The organism is Micromonospora sp. NPDC005298 (assembly GCF_040607375.1).
GTDB lineage: Bacteria > Actinomycetota > Actinomycetes > Mycobacteriales > Micromonosporaceae > Micromonospora.
In genome coordinates, this window is record NZ_JBEXGP010000003.1 from 254,268 (window position 1) to 269,184 (window position 14,917).

The 14,917-nt window shown below is 73.0% G+C and carries 15 protein-coding genes; 5 read left to right on the top strand and 10 right to left on the bottom strand.

Annotation, left to right across the window (positions count from 1 at the left end; all coding sequences use genetic code 11):
- The gene (locus ABZS77_RS10170) at nt 1-2,217 is read left to right on the top strand and encodes an AAA family ATPase (RefSeq protein WP_354820198.1); all 2,217 of its coding nucleotides are present in this window, start codon (nt 1-3) and stop codon (nt 2,215-2,217) included.
- 48 nt (nt 2,218-2,265) lie between these two features.
- Here ABZS77_RS10170 and ABZS77_RS10175 read toward each other — a convergent pair whose 3' ends face one another.
- The 9 genes from ABZS77_RS10175 to ABZS77_RS10215 form a co-directional block, all read right to left on the bottom strand.
- On the bottom strand, nt 2,266-2,775 hold the full coding sequence (locus tag ABZS77_RS10175; protein ID WP_354820201.1) for a GNAT family N-acetyltransferase: 510 nt from the start codon (nt 2,773-2,775) through the stop codon (nt 2,266-2,268).
- Nucleotides 2,776-2,917: 142 nt separating this feature from the next.
- Nucleotides 2,918-3,802 (bottom strand): hypothetical protein, encoded by an 885-nt coding sequence (locus ABZS77_RS10180; protein ID WP_354820204.1) that lies wholly within the window; start codon nt 3,800-3,802, stop codon nt 2,918-2,920.
- Nucleotides 3,771-4,370, bottom strand: a complete 600-nt coding sequence (locus ABZS77_RS10185; protein WP_354820207.1) for a DUF3618 domain-containing protein — start codon at nt 4,368-4,370, stop codon at nt 3,771-3,773. The genes ABZS77_RS10180 and ABZS77_RS10185 overlap by 32 nt, the downstream gene beginning before the upstream one ends.
- Before the next feature lie 22 nt (nt 4,371-4,392).
- Nucleotides 4,393-4,788 (bottom strand): phage holin family protein, encoded by a 396-nt coding sequence (locus ABZS77_RS10190; RefSeq protein WP_354820210.1) that lies wholly within the window; start codon nt 4,786-4,788, stop codon nt 4,393-4,395.
- Nucleotides 4,785-5,426 carry a hypothetical protein gene (locus ABZS77_RS10195; protein WP_354820213.1) on the bottom strand — a complete coding sequence of 214 codons (642 nt, stop codon included), beginning with the start codon at nt 5,424-5,426 and terminating at the stop codon, nt 4,785-4,787. Before ABZS77_RS10195 ends, ABZS77_RS10190 begins: the two co-directional genes overlap by 4 nt.
- 143 nt (nt 5,427-5,569) lie before the next feature.
- Complete coding sequence (locus ABZS77_RS10200; protein ID WP_354820216.1) at nt 5,570-5,989, bottom strand: DUF3263 domain-containing protein; 420 nt, start codon at nt 5,987-5,989, stop codon at nt 5,570-5,572.
- Between the two features lie 104 nt (nt 5,990-6,093).
- On the bottom strand, nt 6,094-7,110 hold the full coding sequence (locus ABZS77_RS10205; protein WP_354820219.1) for an ABC transporter permease subunit: 1,017 nt from the start codon (nt 7,108-7,110) through the stop codon (nt 6,094-6,096).
- On the bottom strand, nt 7,107-8,117 hold the full coding sequence (locus tag ABZS77_RS10210; RefSeq protein ID WP_354820222.1) for an ATP-binding cassette domain-containing protein: 1,011 nt from the start codon (nt 8,115-8,117) through the stop codon (nt 7,107-7,109). The genes ABZS77_RS10205 and ABZS77_RS10210 overlap by 4 nt, the downstream gene beginning before the upstream one ends.
- 120 nt (nt 8,118-8,237) lie before the next feature.
- Nucleotides 8,238-9,023, bottom strand: a complete 786-nt coding sequence (locus ABZS77_RS10215; protein ID WP_354820225.1) for a DeoR/GlpR family DNA-binding transcription regulator — start codon at nt 9,021-9,023, stop codon at nt 8,238-8,240.
- Nucleotides 9,024-9,222: 199 nt separating this feature from the next.
- Here ABZS77_RS10215 and ABZS77_RS10220 point away from each other — a divergent pair, with 199 nt between their 5' ends.
- From ABZS77_RS10220 to nagA, 3 genes are read left to right on the top strand one after another with little or no spacing between them, the layout of a single operon-like run.
- A complete protein-coding gene (locus ABZS77_RS10220) occupies nt 9,223-10,152 on the top strand; it encodes a sugar isomerase (protein WP_354820228.1) in 930 nt (309 codons plus the stop codon).
- Nucleotides 10,153-10,207: 55 nt separating this feature from the next.
- Nucleotides 10,208-11,179 (top strand): ROK family protein, encoded by a 972-nt coding sequence (locus ABZS77_RS10225; RefSeq protein WP_354820231.1) that lies wholly within the window; start codon nt 10,208-10,210, stop codon nt 11,177-11,179.
- Entirely contained in the window at nt 11,176-12,285 is a 1,110-nt protein-coding gene (nagA, locus tag ABZS77_RS10230; RefSeq protein ID WP_354820234.1) for an N-acetylglucosamine-6-phosphate deacetylase, read from the top strand. Before ABZS77_RS10225 ends, nagA begins: the two co-directional genes overlap by 4 nt.
- Nucleotides 12,286-12,835: 550 nt before the next feature.
- Here nagA and ABZS77_RS10235 read toward each other — a convergent pair.
- The gene (locus ABZS77_RS10235) at nt 12,836-14,059 is read right to left on the bottom strand and encodes a DUF4032 domain-containing protein (protein WP_354820237.1); all 1,224 of its coding nucleotides are present in this window, start codon (nt 14,057-14,059) and stop codon (nt 12,836-12,838) included.
- Between the two features lie 120 nt (nt 14,060-14,179).
- On the opposite strand from ABZS77_RS10235, the gene ABZS77_RS10240 reads away from it, so the two are divergent.
- Nucleotides 14,180-14,917 carry a phosphatase PAP2 family protein gene (locus ABZS77_RS10240; protein ID WP_354820493.1) on the top strand — a complete coding sequence of 246 codons (738 nt, stop codon included), beginning with the start codon at nt 14,180-14,182 and terminating at the stop codon, nt 14,915-14,917.

The following is a 14,917-nucleotide window of genomic DNA, read 5'->3' on the forward strand; positions in this document are numbered from 1 at the left end:
GTGGCGCAACCCGACCTGACCCTGCTGGCGAGCCTTCGACCGGCCGCCCTGGACGCTCGACGTGGCATCGTGCGGCTGCACCCGGAGGCGCTGACCGCGCTGGGGCTGCGCCCCGGTGATCCGGTCCGGCTGAGCGGTCGCCGGGAGACGGCCGGGATCGTCGCCGCCGCCGACCCGGGCGCGAGCGCCGCCCTGCTGTACGCCGACGACCTGACGCTGGGCAACCTCGGTCTGCGCGACGGCGGGCAGGTACGGGTGAGCCCGGCACCGCTGGCGGCGGCGGGCCGGGTCGTCCTGCGCGGCCCGGTCGGTGTGGTGGCGGCGGTCAGCCCGGAGATGCTGCGGCTCGCCCTGCTCGGCAAGGTGGTCACCGTGGGCGACGACGTGTCGCTGCTGCCGCAGGACGTGCTGCCGGACGCCTCGGTACGAAGCCTGGTCGAGGCGGCCCGGCGCAGTCTCGCCAACACCGTCGGCCTCGCCTGGACGAGCACCCTGCTCACCGTGGTCGCCGTGGAGCCGACGGCGGGTGCGCTAGTCACCATGGACACGCTTGTTGGCTGGGAGCACGGCCCGGTCACCCACGACACGCCCGTGCCGTCCGCCGCCGCTCCGGTCCGGGCGACCGACAGGGCCCCGACGGTCGCACCGGACGACGACACGCCGGACGTGGACGAGCTGCCCGGGTTGCGCGCCCAGGCCGAGGAGCTGACCGAACTGCTCGACCTCGGCTTCCACCATCGCGAGGTGCTGGGCCGGCTCGGCACCACGATCTCGCTGGGCGTCCTGCTCGGCGGGCCGGCCGGATCCGGCAAGTCGGCGCTGGTCCGGGCGGTCGCGGCCCGCGTTGGCGCCCGCGTGCACCCGCTGTGGGCGCCCGAGGTGGCCGCGCTCACGAACCAGGCCGCCGCGGACCGGCTGCGGGCCGCGGCGACGGCGGTACGCGCCGACGGGCCGGCGGTGCTGCTGGTCACCGACGTGGAGGCGCTCGCCCCGGCGGACGAGCCCGGCCCGGTGGCGACCGTGTTCCGGCAGGTGCTCGCGGAGACCATCCGGGCCGGCGCCGCAGTGGTGTGCACCACCGGCCGACCGGAGGCGGTCGACCCGGCCCTGCGCGCGCCGGACCTGCTGTCGCTGCGGATCAGCATCCCGCTGCCCGATCCGGCGCTGCGCCGCGAACAGCTGACCGTGCTGACCCGCCAGGTGCCGCTGGCCGACGACGTACGGCTGGACGAGGTGGCGTCGCGTACCCCCGGTTTCGTCGCGGCGGACCTGGCCGCGCTGGTCCGTGAGGCCGGGGTACGCGCGGCGCTGCGGCAGAAGGTGGCCGAGACGCCGACGGTGGCGATGGCTGACTTCACCGCCGCCCTGGAGGTGGTCCGGCCGACCACGATGGCCGCGTCCACCCTGGAGGTGGCCTCGGTGACCCTCGACGACGTGGGTGGCCTGGGCGAGGTCAAGCAGACGTTGACCGAGTCGGTGCTGTGGCCGCTCACCTACCCGGACACGTTCGCCCGGCTCGGCGTGCAACCGCCGCGCGGCGTGCTGCTCTACGGGCCGCCCGGCTGCGGCAAGACGTACCTGGTGACCGCGCTGGCCGGGTCGGGGCGGGCGAACGTGCTGTCCGTGAAGGGCGCGGAACTGCTCTCCAAGTGGGTGGGCGAGAGCGAACGCGCCGTACGCGAGCTGTTCCGTCGGGCCCGGGAGGCGGCCCCGACGCTGATCTTCCTGGACGAGGTGGACGCGCTCGCGCCGGTACGCGGCCAGGCCACCGACGGGGGCACCACCGACCGGGTCGTCGCCGCGCTGCTCACCGAGCTGGACGGGGTGGAGACCCTGCGCAACGTGGTGGTGGTCGGCGCGACGAACCGGCCGGACCTGGTCGACCCGGCGCTGCTGCGGCCGGGGCGCATGGAGCGGCTGGTCTACGTGCCGCCACCGGATGCGGGCGCGCGGGCGGACATCCTGCGGGCCACCTCCCGGCACGTACCGCTGGCACCCGACGTCGACCTGGCCGCCCTCGGCGACGACCTGGTCGGGTTCTCGGCTGCGGACTGCGCGGCGCTGGTCCGGGAGGCGGCGCTCGCCGCGATGCGCGAGTCGTTGACCGCCGCGACTGTCACCGCCGCACACGTGGCGACGGCCCTACGACGGGTACGTCCATCGCTGGATCCGGCGCAGGTCGCCTGGCTGGCCGCGTACGCCGCCGAGCGGGGCTGACCTCCCGACGCGCCCAGGGGGTTGCCTACGGCGTCGGGTGATCCGCGCTCAGAGGGCGGGAGGGGTCGAGTCCAGGCAGATCTCGGCGTGCACCTTGCCGCCGTCCTCGCGCAGTTTCGCACCGCACTTCTCGAGTACGGACACCGCGCCGACGTTGTCCGGGGTCGTCTCGGCGACCACGGCCCGCATGCCGGCCCGCGCGGCGGCGTTCAGCAACTCGCGCAGTGCGACGGGACCGATCCCCTGCCCCCGCGCCGACCGTCCCAGCCACATCCCGGTCTCCGCCGTGCCCGGCTCGTCACAGCGGGTCATCCGGATCATTCCGACGACCTCGCCGCCGACGAGGATCGCGTACATCTGGGAACCGGTCGGGCCGTCCAGTCCACCGAAGCTTGCCCTGTGGAACTCCCGGAACGCCTCCCGGCGGGCGAGCGACCAACCTGCCGGAGCCTCCACCGGAGGCATCACGTCATCCGGCTCGGCCTCGGCAGCCGCTACGGAGAGCAACGGCTCCAGGTTCTGCTCGTCCACCGGCTCCAGCCGGACCGCACCCGCCACGTGCCGCAGTCTGCCGCCCTCATCGGCCGAAGTCCACCCCATTGGACATCCAGTGGCGGTCCGGTCAACGGTCCCAGCCGGTCGGGCGGCTTGGGTGTTCCTCCTCACGCTCCGTTGTCACCCGTCGGGGTGAACCTGGGGTTCAGAACTCGCAGAAGACCACCGAGGCGTCGTCGGTGGCCTTGTGTCGCCGCAGCCGGTCCGGGTGATCGCGCTCGGCGTCACGGACCCGGTCGAGCAACGCTCCCGGCCCGTCGGCGCTCAGCAGGTCGAGCAGACCGGTCCAGTCGGTCAGGCCGAACTGCTCCACCACGCTGGACGCCCCGTCGCTGAGCAGGGCCGCCCGGCGTACCGCCCCCGGCCCGTGCCGGGGCACCGTGCCGGTCACCGCGTGGAACGCGGCGTCCGGGTCGGCCGCCGCGACCCAGTAGCCGTGCGTACGGTTCATCCGTTCCCGCTGGACACCCACCGCGTGCCGGAACCGGGTGACCGGGTCGGCCGGTCCCGCCGGCACGGTGGCGACCGTGCGGCGCAGCTCCGCCATCGCCGTCTCCAGCCGGTCGTCGGTCACCACGCTGACCCGCCCACCGGCGTCAAGCACCAGCGGACTGTCGCAGAGCACCAGGTAGTCGACCTGGTCGCCGCAGTCCCGCAGCAGGCACACGGTGCTCGACGGCGTGCCCGGATGATCGAGGTCGCACTGCCCGCCGTGGTCCGCCCGCACGGCGAGGATGGCCGCGGCCAGGTTGCTGGTCAGCCGGGCCGCCGGCCGGACCGCCTCGGCCACACCCAGCCGGGCGGCCAGGTGCCGGACGTACCACTCCGGCCCGTGCACGCATCCGGTGTCGAAGCCCTCCGGCACCGTCGCGCCGTCCAGGACACCGACCAGCGGACCGAACCGGAAGACCAGGTCCTCGTTGACGGCACGGCCCGGGGCCGGCGCGGACGCGGAGCGTACCCGCATCACCGGCGCCGACCCCGCCGCGCCGATCGGGTCAGCGCTGCCGGAGGTTGTCGGCGGCCACATGCGCCTCCCCCTGCACCTGGCCGGCGGCCGAACGGCCCTGGTCGCGCACCGCGGACATCCCCTGCTGGGCGGTGGACCGCACCGACTGGGCCGCCTGCTGCGCCGGCTCCCGCAGGTTGTCCTGGACCTGGTGGCCGACCTGGCTCGCCTGCTGGCGAAGCTCGTCGGAATGCTCACTGACCATGGTGCGGGCCCGGCCGGCGAGCTGCCGCTCCCGCCCGCTCGCCGGGATCAGCGAGGCGGCCAGCAGGCCGACGCCGAAGGCGACGATCCCCGCGGCCAGCGGGTTGCCCTGGGCCTGCTCGAGCGACTGCTGCCCGAGCGACCGGGTCTCGCCCCGGACCGAACCGGCGGCGTGCGACATCCGCTGGCCCGCTTCCTGCCCCAGGTGGTTGGAGCTGCCCATCATCTTCTCCTTCGCTCGGGTGAGCGCGCCGCGAGCCTGCCCGACGCTGTCACCGGCGATCCGACGCGGGTTGACCTTGTCGGCCAGGGCGTCGACGTCACTGCTCAACTCGTTGCGGGTGGTCTCGATCTCCCGCCGGATCCGATCCGGATCACTGGACATGACCTGTTCCCTTCCGACTCGTTCAGCGGCCCCGCAGGGCGTCCGGCATCTCCCGGGCGGTCTGTTTCGTCCGGGGCAGAACGGCACGTGCCCGCTTCATCTGGGTACGGGCGTTCAGGAAGAGGCCACCGGCGACGGCCGCCCAGATGATCGCGACGATCAGCGCCGCCCATCCCTGGTCCATCGTGTTGGACAGCCCCCACCAGACGGCGTACGACACGAAGAGCACGGCCAGGAACCCGGCCAGCCCCGCACCGCCGAACATGCCGCCGGCCTTGCCCGCCTGGCTGACCTCCTCGCGGAGTTCGGCCTTGGCCAGCTCGACCTCCTTGCGCACCAGAGTGGACATGTCCCGGGTCACGTCGCCCAGCAGGTCGCCGACCGATGCCTGGGTCCGTTCCTTCTCCGGGGCGCTCACGGCGCCACCCCACCGGGCAGATCCGACTGGGGCCGGCCGGCGGGCGACACGTTCTGCGCCCGCGCCGTCCCGACGTACGGCTGCTGACCGGTGTCCACCGGGGCGCCCTGCGGCGAGGGCTGAACGCCGCCGCCCGCGCTCCCGATTCCACCGTTGCCGGAGGCCGACCCGGTCAGACCACGCGTGAGCCGCCCGACCAGCAGTCCGGCGACGGCCGCACCCACCAGGAACGTGCCCGGATGGCGGCGCGCGTACGTGCGTACCTCGTCGAGAACCTCGCCGGGTTCGCGTTCGTCGAGCCAGCCGGCGGCCTGCTGGGCGGCGTCGCCCACCCGGCGTACGGCGTGACCGGCAAGCCCGGAGTCGCCGTCCCGTTCCGCCATCGACCCCAGTTCACGGCCGAGGTCCCGCAGGCCCTCGGCGGCCCGCTTCTGCTGTGTCTGTGCCTGTTCCCGCAGCTGTCCGGTGGCCTGACCGGTGAGTTGCTGCGCCTGTCGTCGCGCCTCGGCGGCAACCTGCCCGCCCTGCGCGGCGGCGGTCTGGGCGACCTGACCGCCGGCCTGCGTGGCCTGGTGGCTGACGCGGGAGGCCTCCTGTCGGGCCTGCTGGCCGCGTCCGCTCTGATTCGTTGTCGTCATGCTCCGCTCCCCTCCTGGGTGCTCGGTCGCTTGGCGACCCCGGAACGCCTACCGCCTACCCGCCTGGCGGGTCGCCATGCGGTGGGCCCCGGCTGCGAAGACCGGCACCGGAGCCGCAACGGGACGAACGGCGGAACAGGGCGTCAGCGGCGACGGTTGCGGGCGCGCGACGAGCGGAGACGGCGGAGCCGGCCGATGAGCACCGGGTCGGCGGCGAGCGCGGCGGGGTTGTCGAGCAGCCCGTTGAGCAGTTGGTAGTACCGGGTCGAGGAGACGCCGAAGGTGTCCCGCACGGCCTGCTCCTTCGCGCCGGCGTGCCGCCACCACTGCTGCTCGAACGCGAGGATGGCCCGTTCGCGCTCGGTCAGCCCGGGGGCCGTGTCGGCGGGGTCGCCCGGCGCCGGTTCGTCGGCGGGCCCGTCCGGCCGCGCCGGTTCGTCGGCGGTCTCGATCGGCGGTACCGGTCGCGGAGTCGGGACGGTCGGCCCGACGCCACTGGCGACGTCACCCGGACGAGCGTCGGTGGACGGCTCGGGAGTGGTCGGGTTGGCGTCGGCGGACATTCGCTCAGCCTAGCCAGGGAGGACCCGGGTCGCAGCAGCCGGCGCGGCGCCCTGTGATGCGCGAAGGCCCCCGGGGGGAGCCGGGGGCCTTCGTAGCCGATCGGTCAGGAGATGTCGCGTCGCCGCATGGCCCACAGGGCCGCGCCGAGGATCACCACCACACCGATCGAGAACAGGGCGGACGACTGCTGCCAGGTGATGTCCATCGTCTCCGGTTTGCACTCGCCGTAGTAGGTGGCGTTGCAGGAGTCCCAGTTCTGGAGGGTGACCGTCTTCGTCATCCAGGCCAGCGCGTACGTGGGCAGCAACCACGCCTCGGCGAACTTCACGCTCGCCATCGACAGCAGGATGCCCAGGCCGAACTGGCCGACCACCATCAGGGCCACGACGCCGCCCAGGGCCATCGCGGTGTGCCGACCGAGGGAGGCCAGCGCGAACCCGATGGTGGTGAGCACGAGCACGAGTGCCACGCCCCGCAACCCGGTCAGGGCGAACGACTGCCAGGCCCCCGAGGTCATCTTCTCGGTGCTGCCCCGGAAGTTGGCGACCGCCCAGAACCCGGCGAACCACAGCACCGCGGCGGGCAGCGTCACCGCCAGGATGCCGGTGAGCAGCGCGGCCAGCTTGGTGAGCAGTACGGTGAGCCGCTTGGGCCGCCAGAGCAGCAGGTTCATCATGCCGCCGGTGCTCCACTCGGCGCCCACGAAGGACGCGCCGACCACGAAGCCGACGAGCGCGAGGATCGCCGCGAACGGGACCAGCGTCTCGTCGAACGTCTCCCGGAAGTTGAACGTGGACGGCAGGAACCACTCGGCCTCGATCTGCTCCCGGGACGGGGCCGAGATCATCGAGCAGTCGTCGGGGTAGCGGCCGTCGCTCGCCGTGCCGGCCTTCTTGGCCTGCTCGCACGCCGAGCGCTCCTGCTCACTCCACCGCACCTGCTCCTGGTACTGCTGCTCGGCCTGCCGTTCGGCCTTGGCGAGCTGGTCGGCGCCGATCTTCTGGTTGGTGAAGAAGACCCCGACCACCACCGCGGCCAGCACGAGCAGGCCCAGCAGCGTCATGTATCGGGTGAAACGCCGCTTGGTGAGCCGGCGCAGCTCGGTACGAAAGAGGCTCACGCGCCCCACCCTCCCGCGGTGGCGCCGGGCTGACCCGTCCCACCGATCTTCATCGACTCGTCGACCTGCCGATGCTGGCCGGGTACGGGTGCGGTTGCGGTCAGTTCGAGGAAGACGCTCTCCAGGTCGACGGCGATCGGAGCGAGTTCGCTGACGTAGAGGTGCTGCTCGGCGAGCAGTCGCGTCACCGAGGCCGGCTTGTCGACGCCGGCCAGCATCAGGTGGTCGGGGTGCCCGGTGACCCGGATCCCCGCCCGGGTGAGCGCCTCGGTGGCGGCGGGCAGGTCGCTGACGGCCTCCAGGCGGACCCGGACCGCGCCTGAGGAGTGCTGGGCGAGCACCTCGTCGACGGGGCCGAAGGCGACCCGCCGGCCCAACGAGATGATGGTGACCGAGTCGCAGATCAGCTGGATCTCGCCGAGGATGTGGCTGGACAGCACCACTGTCATCCCCGATTCGGCGAGGGTCCGCATCAGCGTGCGCATCTCCCGGATGCCGCCCGGGTCGAGGCCGTTCGCCGGCTCGTCGAGGATGAGCAGCTTCGGGTTCTTCAGCAGGGCGGAGGCGACGGCGAGCCGCTGCTTCATGCCCAGCGAGTACGTCTTGACCCGCTCGCCGGCCCGGTCCCGCAGCCCGACGAGTTCCAGCACCTCGTCGACCCTGCTGATCGGGACCTCACCGGCACCGGCTAGCAGGGACAGCGTGTCCCGTGCCGAGAAGTGCGGGAAGAACTGCGGGCTCTCCACGATCGCGCCGACCTGGCCGGCGACGGTGGGCAGCGCGTCGGGCACCTCGTGCCCGAGCAGGGTCATCCGACCGCCGTCGGGCCGGATCAGGCCGAGCAGCGTACGCAGCGTGGTGGTCTTCCCGGATCCGTTGGGGCCCAGGAAGCCGTGCACCTGCCCCGCGTCGACCCGCATGTCGAAGCCGTCGAGCGCGTTGCGGGTGCCGCGTCGACGACTCTTGTACGTCTTACGTAGACCTTCGATCTCCAGGACAGCTGGCAAGCTGCACCTCCCCCGATGGTGGGCGTGACAGCCGACACCATACGCGGTATGCAGGCGCGCGCAATACCGGGTATGCATCGACGCGCCGTACGGGCTGTCAGATAGACGGAGCGTGACCGCTCAGGCGCAGATGACCTGTACGCCGGCGGCCCGGAACGCCTCCACCACCTCGGGCGCGGCACCGTTGTCGGTCACCAGCGTCTCGACCCGGTCGACCGGGCAGATCCGGGCGAAGGCGTGACCGCCCAGCTTGGACGAGTCCGCGATTATCACGACCCGCTTGGCGCGGGCCACCATCAGGTTGTTCATCGCCGCCTCCCCCTCGTGGTGGGCGGCCGCGCCGAGCTGCGGGTCGATCGCGTCGACGCCGAGCAGCGCGACGTCCAGGGTGACCTCGCGCAGCAGCGCCCCACCCAGCGGGCCGACCAGCTCGAACGACTTCGGGCGCACCACCCCGCCGGCCACCACCACCTTCATCCGGGAGCGGACCAGCAGCTCGTTCGCGATGTTCAGCGCGTTGGTCACCACGGTGAGCTGCGCGCCTTCGGCGCTGGTGTTGAGATCCGGCCGGACGGCGAGCGCGCGGGCCACCTCCGTGCTGGTGGTGCCGCCGTTCAGGCCGACCACGGTCCCCGGGGTGACGAGTGAGGCGGCGGCGGCACCGATGCGCTGCTTCTCCGCCGAGTGCTTGGCCGTCTTGTAGCGCAGCGGCAGGTCGTACGACACGCCGTTCGCGACCGCGCCGCCGCGGGTCCTCGTGATCATCTGCTGCTGGGCGAGCTGGTCGAAGTCGCGCCGGATGGTGGCCTGGGAGACGTCCAGCCGCTCGGCGGCCGCCTCGACGCTGACCCGGCCGTTGTCGGTCAGCATCTCGAGCAGGGCGTTCCATCTGGCGTACCGGTCCACCGCGGGGGCCCTCCAGAGACTGCACGGACGGTGATTGATTGCGTGCACACTAGTGCGCGAAACTGGGCTGGCGCAAAAGACCGGTCTGCGCGATCGGCCGGTCGGTTGCCACGACCACCCGACTTCGCGCAGAATAACGCGCGAAATGCGGGTGTTACGAGCCGTATTGCGCATCGATCGGCCCTGCGAGGAGTTTTCCATGGCGTACGTGGACGCGGAGATCGCGAGCCAACCCGACTGCTGGCGGGAGGCCGCCGAACTGGCCGGCGTGGTGCGCGGTGACCTGCCGCGCCCCGGCGAGCGGGTCGCCGTCGTCGGTTGCGGCACGTCGTGGTTCATGGCGATGGCGTACGCGGCCCGCCGCGAACAGGCCGGCCACGGTGAGACCGACGCGTTCCAGGCGTCCGAGTTCCCGGCCGGCCGCCACTACGACCGGCTGATCGCCATCACCCGCTCCGGCACCACCACCGAGGTACTGGAGCTGCTGGCCGCGCTGCGCGGGCGTACGCCCACCACCGTCATCGTCGGCGACCCGGCGTCCCCGGCCGTCGACCTGGCCGCCGCCGCGGTGACCATGCCCTTCGCCGACGAGCGGTCGGTGGTGCAGACCCGCTTCGCCACCACCGCGCTGGCGCTGCTGCGGGCACACCTCGGCGACCCGGTGACCGCGCTCGCCGCCGACGCCGAGGTGGCGGTGCGTTCACCGCTGCCGATCGACCCGGCCACCATCGGGCAGGCCACCTTCCTCGGTCGGGGGTGGACGATCGGCCTGGCCCAGGAGGCCGCACTGAAGTGCCGCGAGGCGGCGACGTTCTGGGCCGAGGCGTACCCGGCGATGGACTACCGGCACGGCCCCATCTCGATCGGCGCACCCGGCCGGCTCGTCTGGGCGTTCGGCGAACTGCCCGAGGGGCTGCCCGAGGACGTCGCCGCCACCGGCGCGGCCTTCGTGCACAGCCGTACGCACGGCTGGCGCACGGTGCTGGGCAGTTGGTCGGCCGGCCGTACCCCGGTCGACCCGATGGCCGACCTGATCCTCGCGCAGCGCTTCGCTGTCGCGCTCGCGACGAGCCGGGGCCTCGACCCGGACGCGCCCCGGCACCTGTCCCGCTCGGTCGTGCTGGCGTGAGCGTGCGGAGCGAGCCGGGTTCGCGAACCCCGCTGTCGCGAACCGAGACCGCGCCGTGAACGACGGCGACACCACGGGCACCGACCGGGTGGTCGTCGCGCTGGACGTCGGCGGCACCGGCATGAAGTGCGCCCTGGTCCGCGCGGACGGCGTGGCGATACACACCGAACGGCATCCCACCGACGCGGCGCGCGGCCCGGCCGCCGTGATCGGCACCATCCTGGACGTCGCCGAAGGTCTGGCCGACAAGGCCCGCACCGACGGATCGACCCCGGTCGCGGTGGGCATCGCCGTGCCCGGGGTGGTGGACGAGGCGCGCGGGGTGGCGGTCTGGTCGGCGAACGTGGGCTTCCGGGACGTACCCCTGCGGGACCTGGCGACGGCGCGGCTCGGCCTGCCCACTGCGCTCGGCCACGACGTGCGCGTCGGTGGTCTCGCCGAAGCACGGCTCGGCGCCGGGCGCGGCGCCGGACATGTGCTGTTCGTGGCGATCGGCACCGGCATCGCCGCCGCGCACGTGGTCGACGGTGTCGCCGCCATCGGTGCGCACGGCGCGGCCGGGGAGATCGGCCACATCATGGTCCGGCCGGACGGTCCGCGTTGCGGCTGCGGGCGGCCGGGCTGTCTGGAGGCGGTGGCCTCGGCCTCCGCCGTGGGCCGCCGCTACGCCGAACTGGCCGGCGGGTCGACCGACGGCGCGGTGACCGCGGCCCAGGTGGCCGATCGTGCCGCGGCCGGCGAACCGCTCGCCGCCCGGGTCTGGCAGGAGGTCGTCGAGGCCCTCGCCGACGGCCTGGCCACCGGGCAGGCGTTGTTCGACGTGGCGACGATCGTGCTCGGCGGCGGCCTGGCCCAGGCCGGGGACCGACTGCTCGACCCCCTGCGCGTGGCGCTGCGTGAACGGATGACCTTCCACCGGGAGCCGCGCCTGGTCGCGGCGGCCCTCGGCGACGAGGCCGGTTGCCTCGGTGCCGCCCTGCTCGCCCTGGACGCCGTGGGTGTCCGTGACCCTCAGGAGAGACGATGACCGTACGGGTGAACGGCCGAGTGGTGACCCCGACGGGTGTCATCCGGCAGGGCTGCGTCGAGTGGGACGGCGACCGGATCACCGCTGTCGCCGAGTACCCGTCGGTGCGGGACGGGCACTGGATCGTGCCCGGCTTCGTCGACATGCACACACACGGAGGCGGCGGGCACACGTTCACCACCGGGGACGCCGGCGAGGCCCGGGCGGCTGCCGACTTCCACCTGGCGCACGGCACCACCACGCTGCTGGCCAGCCTGGTGAGCGCGCCCTTCTCGCTGATGCGCGCGGCCACCGAGGCGTTCGCCCCGCTTGTCGACGAGGGTGTGCTGGCGGGAGTCCACTTCGAGGGGCCGTACCTGTCGGCGGCCCGCTGCGGGGCACAGAACCCGGAGTACCTGCGTGACCCGTCCACCGACGAGCTGTCCGAGCTGATCGAGCTGGGCCGGGGCGCGGTCCGGATGGTCACCCTCGCGCCCGAGCGTGACGGTGCGCTGGAGGCCATCAAGCTGCTCACCGCCCAGCGGGTGGTGGCCGCGGTGGGGCACACCGACGCGACGTACGAGCAGACCCGGGCCGCCGTCGCCGCCGGCGCCAGCGTCGCCACCCATCTGTTCAACGGGATGCGGCCGGTGCACCACCGCGAGCCGGGGCCGGTGGTGGCGCTGCTCGACGCGCCCACGGTGATCTGCGAACTCGTCGCCGACGGGGTGCACCTGCACGACGGGATGTTGACGTTCGTGACCGCGACCGCCGGCCCGGACCGGGCCGCGCTGATCACCGACGCGATGGCCGCCGCCGGAATGGCCGACGGCGAGTACGAACTGGGTGGCCAGGGCGTCACCGTGACCGACGGGGTGGCGCGCCTGGCCCGCGACGGCGCGATCGCCGGCAGCACCCTCACCATGGACGCCGCTCTGCGGCACGCCGTGGACGCCGGGATCCCGATCGCCGACGCCGCCCGGATGGTGGCCACCACCCCGGCCCGGGCCATCGGCCTCGGTGACCGGGTCGGCGCCCTCCAGGTGGGCCTGCGCGCCGACCTGGTGGTGCTGAACGACGACCTGAACGTGGTGCGCGTGCTGCGCGGAGGCTCCTGGGTGGAGTGACGCCAGAGCTTTCGACGAGTGCCCGGGCGGTGAGGTGGCCGACCTGCCGGGTGCCGTCAACATCACCGTGCCTGTTGTCCGGCCTGTCGAGCTGCCCCAGATTCGGGGCAGACACACGGGCGAGCAGCCGGCGAGCGAGCAGCCGGCGAGCGGGGCAGCCAGCGGGCGGGGCAGACAGCGAGCGGGGCAGACAGCGAGCGGGGCAGACAGCGAGCGGGGCAGACAGCGAGCGGGGCAGACAGCGAGCGGGGCAGACAGCGGGCGGGGCAGACAGCGGGCGGGGCAGACAGACGGGCGAGCCGCCGGCGGGCGAGAGTGGACCAGGCGGGCGGCGGCACATGCCGGCGGACAGGAACGGGCAGCCGACAGGTGGGCGGGGCGGGCGCAACGTCACACGCTCCGTGTGGGTGCATGGCCGCGCATCCCTGCCCCACCTCTGGGGCAGCTCAACAGTGCGCCCAGAGTGCCTTTGGAGCTGGTCCGGTCGCCGAGCCCGACGAGGCAAACAACGACGAGGCAAACAACCGGGCCTGGACAACCAGGCTGGGGCTCAGCTCAGGCTGGGGACCTCGACGCCGAGGATGGCCTGCTCGTCGGGACGGTGCACGAGAACGTCGGACAGGTACGACTGGACCGCGTGGCGCATGCCCACGTCCCGGCCGGCACTCTCGGAGAGCAACCACTTGTGCTCGATGATCTGCGCGAACAGCTCCTGCGGCTCCAGCTTGCGGCGCAGATGGGCGGGGACGGCCCGGACCACCGGCTCGAAGACCTCGGTGAGCCAGCGGTGCGCGGCCTGCTGCTCGTCGGTCAGGTCGCTCTCCGCCCGGTAGGCGTCCAGGTCGTTGAGCAGCTTGCGGGCCTGGTTCTCCTCGGCATCCAGGCCGGTCAGCCGCAGCAGCCGCCTGGTGTGGTAGCCGGCGTCGACGACCTTCGGCCGGACCAGGTAGCGCCCGTCCTCGATCGTCGACATGGCGACCTCGGCCACGTCGAAGCCCAGCTCGTTGAGGCGGCGGATCCGGCCCTCGATGTCGTGCCGTGCCTCCCGCTCGACCGCCTGCTCGTAGGTGATCTCGTGCCACAGCCGCTCGTAGCGCTGCACGACCTCCTCGCAGACCACCTCCGGGTCGATGGACTCGTGCAGCAGGCCGGCGGCCTGGAGGTCCAACGCCTCACCGAAGATGTTCACCCGGGCGATCTCCAGGTCCTCACCGCGCTGCCCGTTGGAGAGCGAGTTGTGCAGGGCACCCGTCTCCGCGTCCACCAGGTAGGCGGCGAAGGCGCCCGCGTCCCGGCGGAACAGCGTGTTCGACAGCGAGCAGTCGCCCCAGAAGAAACCGGTCAGGTGCATCCGCACGATGAGGGCGGCGAGCGCGTCGAGCAGCCGGCTCATCGTCTCGGGGCGCAGCGTGTGCGAGAAGAGCGCCCGGTACGGCAGCGAGAACTGGAGGTGCCGGGTGATCAGCACCGATTCGAGGGGCTCCCCGTCCTCGGTCTGCCGGTCGGCGACGACCGCCACCGCCTCCACCGACGGGAAGTCGATCCGCTCCAGCGCCCGCAGCAGGTCGTACTCCCGCTCGGCGATCCGCTCGCGGGTCTCCTTGAAGGCGTACACGTACTCGCCCAACCGGACGAACCGGACGATGTGTCGGGAGATGCCCTGCGGCAGCGCGACCAGGTGCTGGGCAGGCCACTCCTCCAGCGGTGTCGACCAGGGCAGGTCGAGCAGCGCCGGGTCCACGAGGGCAGACGTGATCCGCACGGGCACAAGCATGACGCCTCGCACCCCGCCTCCGCCTCACATCGTGGCTCGGCCCACAGCGCCGGACACCCCGGCCTCGCCGGGGGCCGGTAGCGTGGTCGCGTGCTCAAAACCACTGGGGTACGTCGTGAGCTGCGGTTGCGTCCCGTCTGCCCGGCCGGCTGGTGGTTCGACGCGCTGCTGCTGGCCGGACTGGTCGGGCTGACCGTCGCGCTCGCCGCCGACCAGCTCTTCGGGCTGGACCGGGCAGTCGCCGACTGGGCCGACGGGCACCGGCCGACCGTGGCGTACTGGGTGGCGCGGGTGTTCAACCTGCTCGGCCAGGGCACCCCACTGACCCTGATCGCGGCTGGGCTGGGTGTGCTGCTGGCCGTCCGGCTGCGGTCGGTGCGGCCCATCCTGCCGCCGGTGGTCGGGTTCGTGCTGACCTACCTGACGATCGGTCCGCTGAAGGTGTGGACCGCGCGGGCAGCGCCGAGCGCCAGTGTCAAGGAGCCGTTCCTGCCGCCCGAGCAGACGCTGCCGCTGTTCCACGACGACCTGCCGGTCCGGTTCGCCCAGTCCTACCCGTCAGGCCACGTCGCCAACGCCATCGTCTGGTACGGCGTCATCGCGCTGCTGCTCGCCCCGCTCGCACGCAGCTTCGGCCGGCAGCTTCCGGCCCGGTTGGTCACCGTGATCCGCGTGGTGCCGCCGCTCGTCGTCCTCACCACCACCACGTACCTCGGCTGGCACTGGCTGACCGACTCGGTGGCCGGGCTGCTGCTCGGGCTGCTGCTGGACCGGGTGCTGCACCGGGTGCCGTGGGACGATCTGCCGCTCCCCGGTCGGTTACGCGAATGGGACCGGCCGTTCACCTCGTACCCCTAG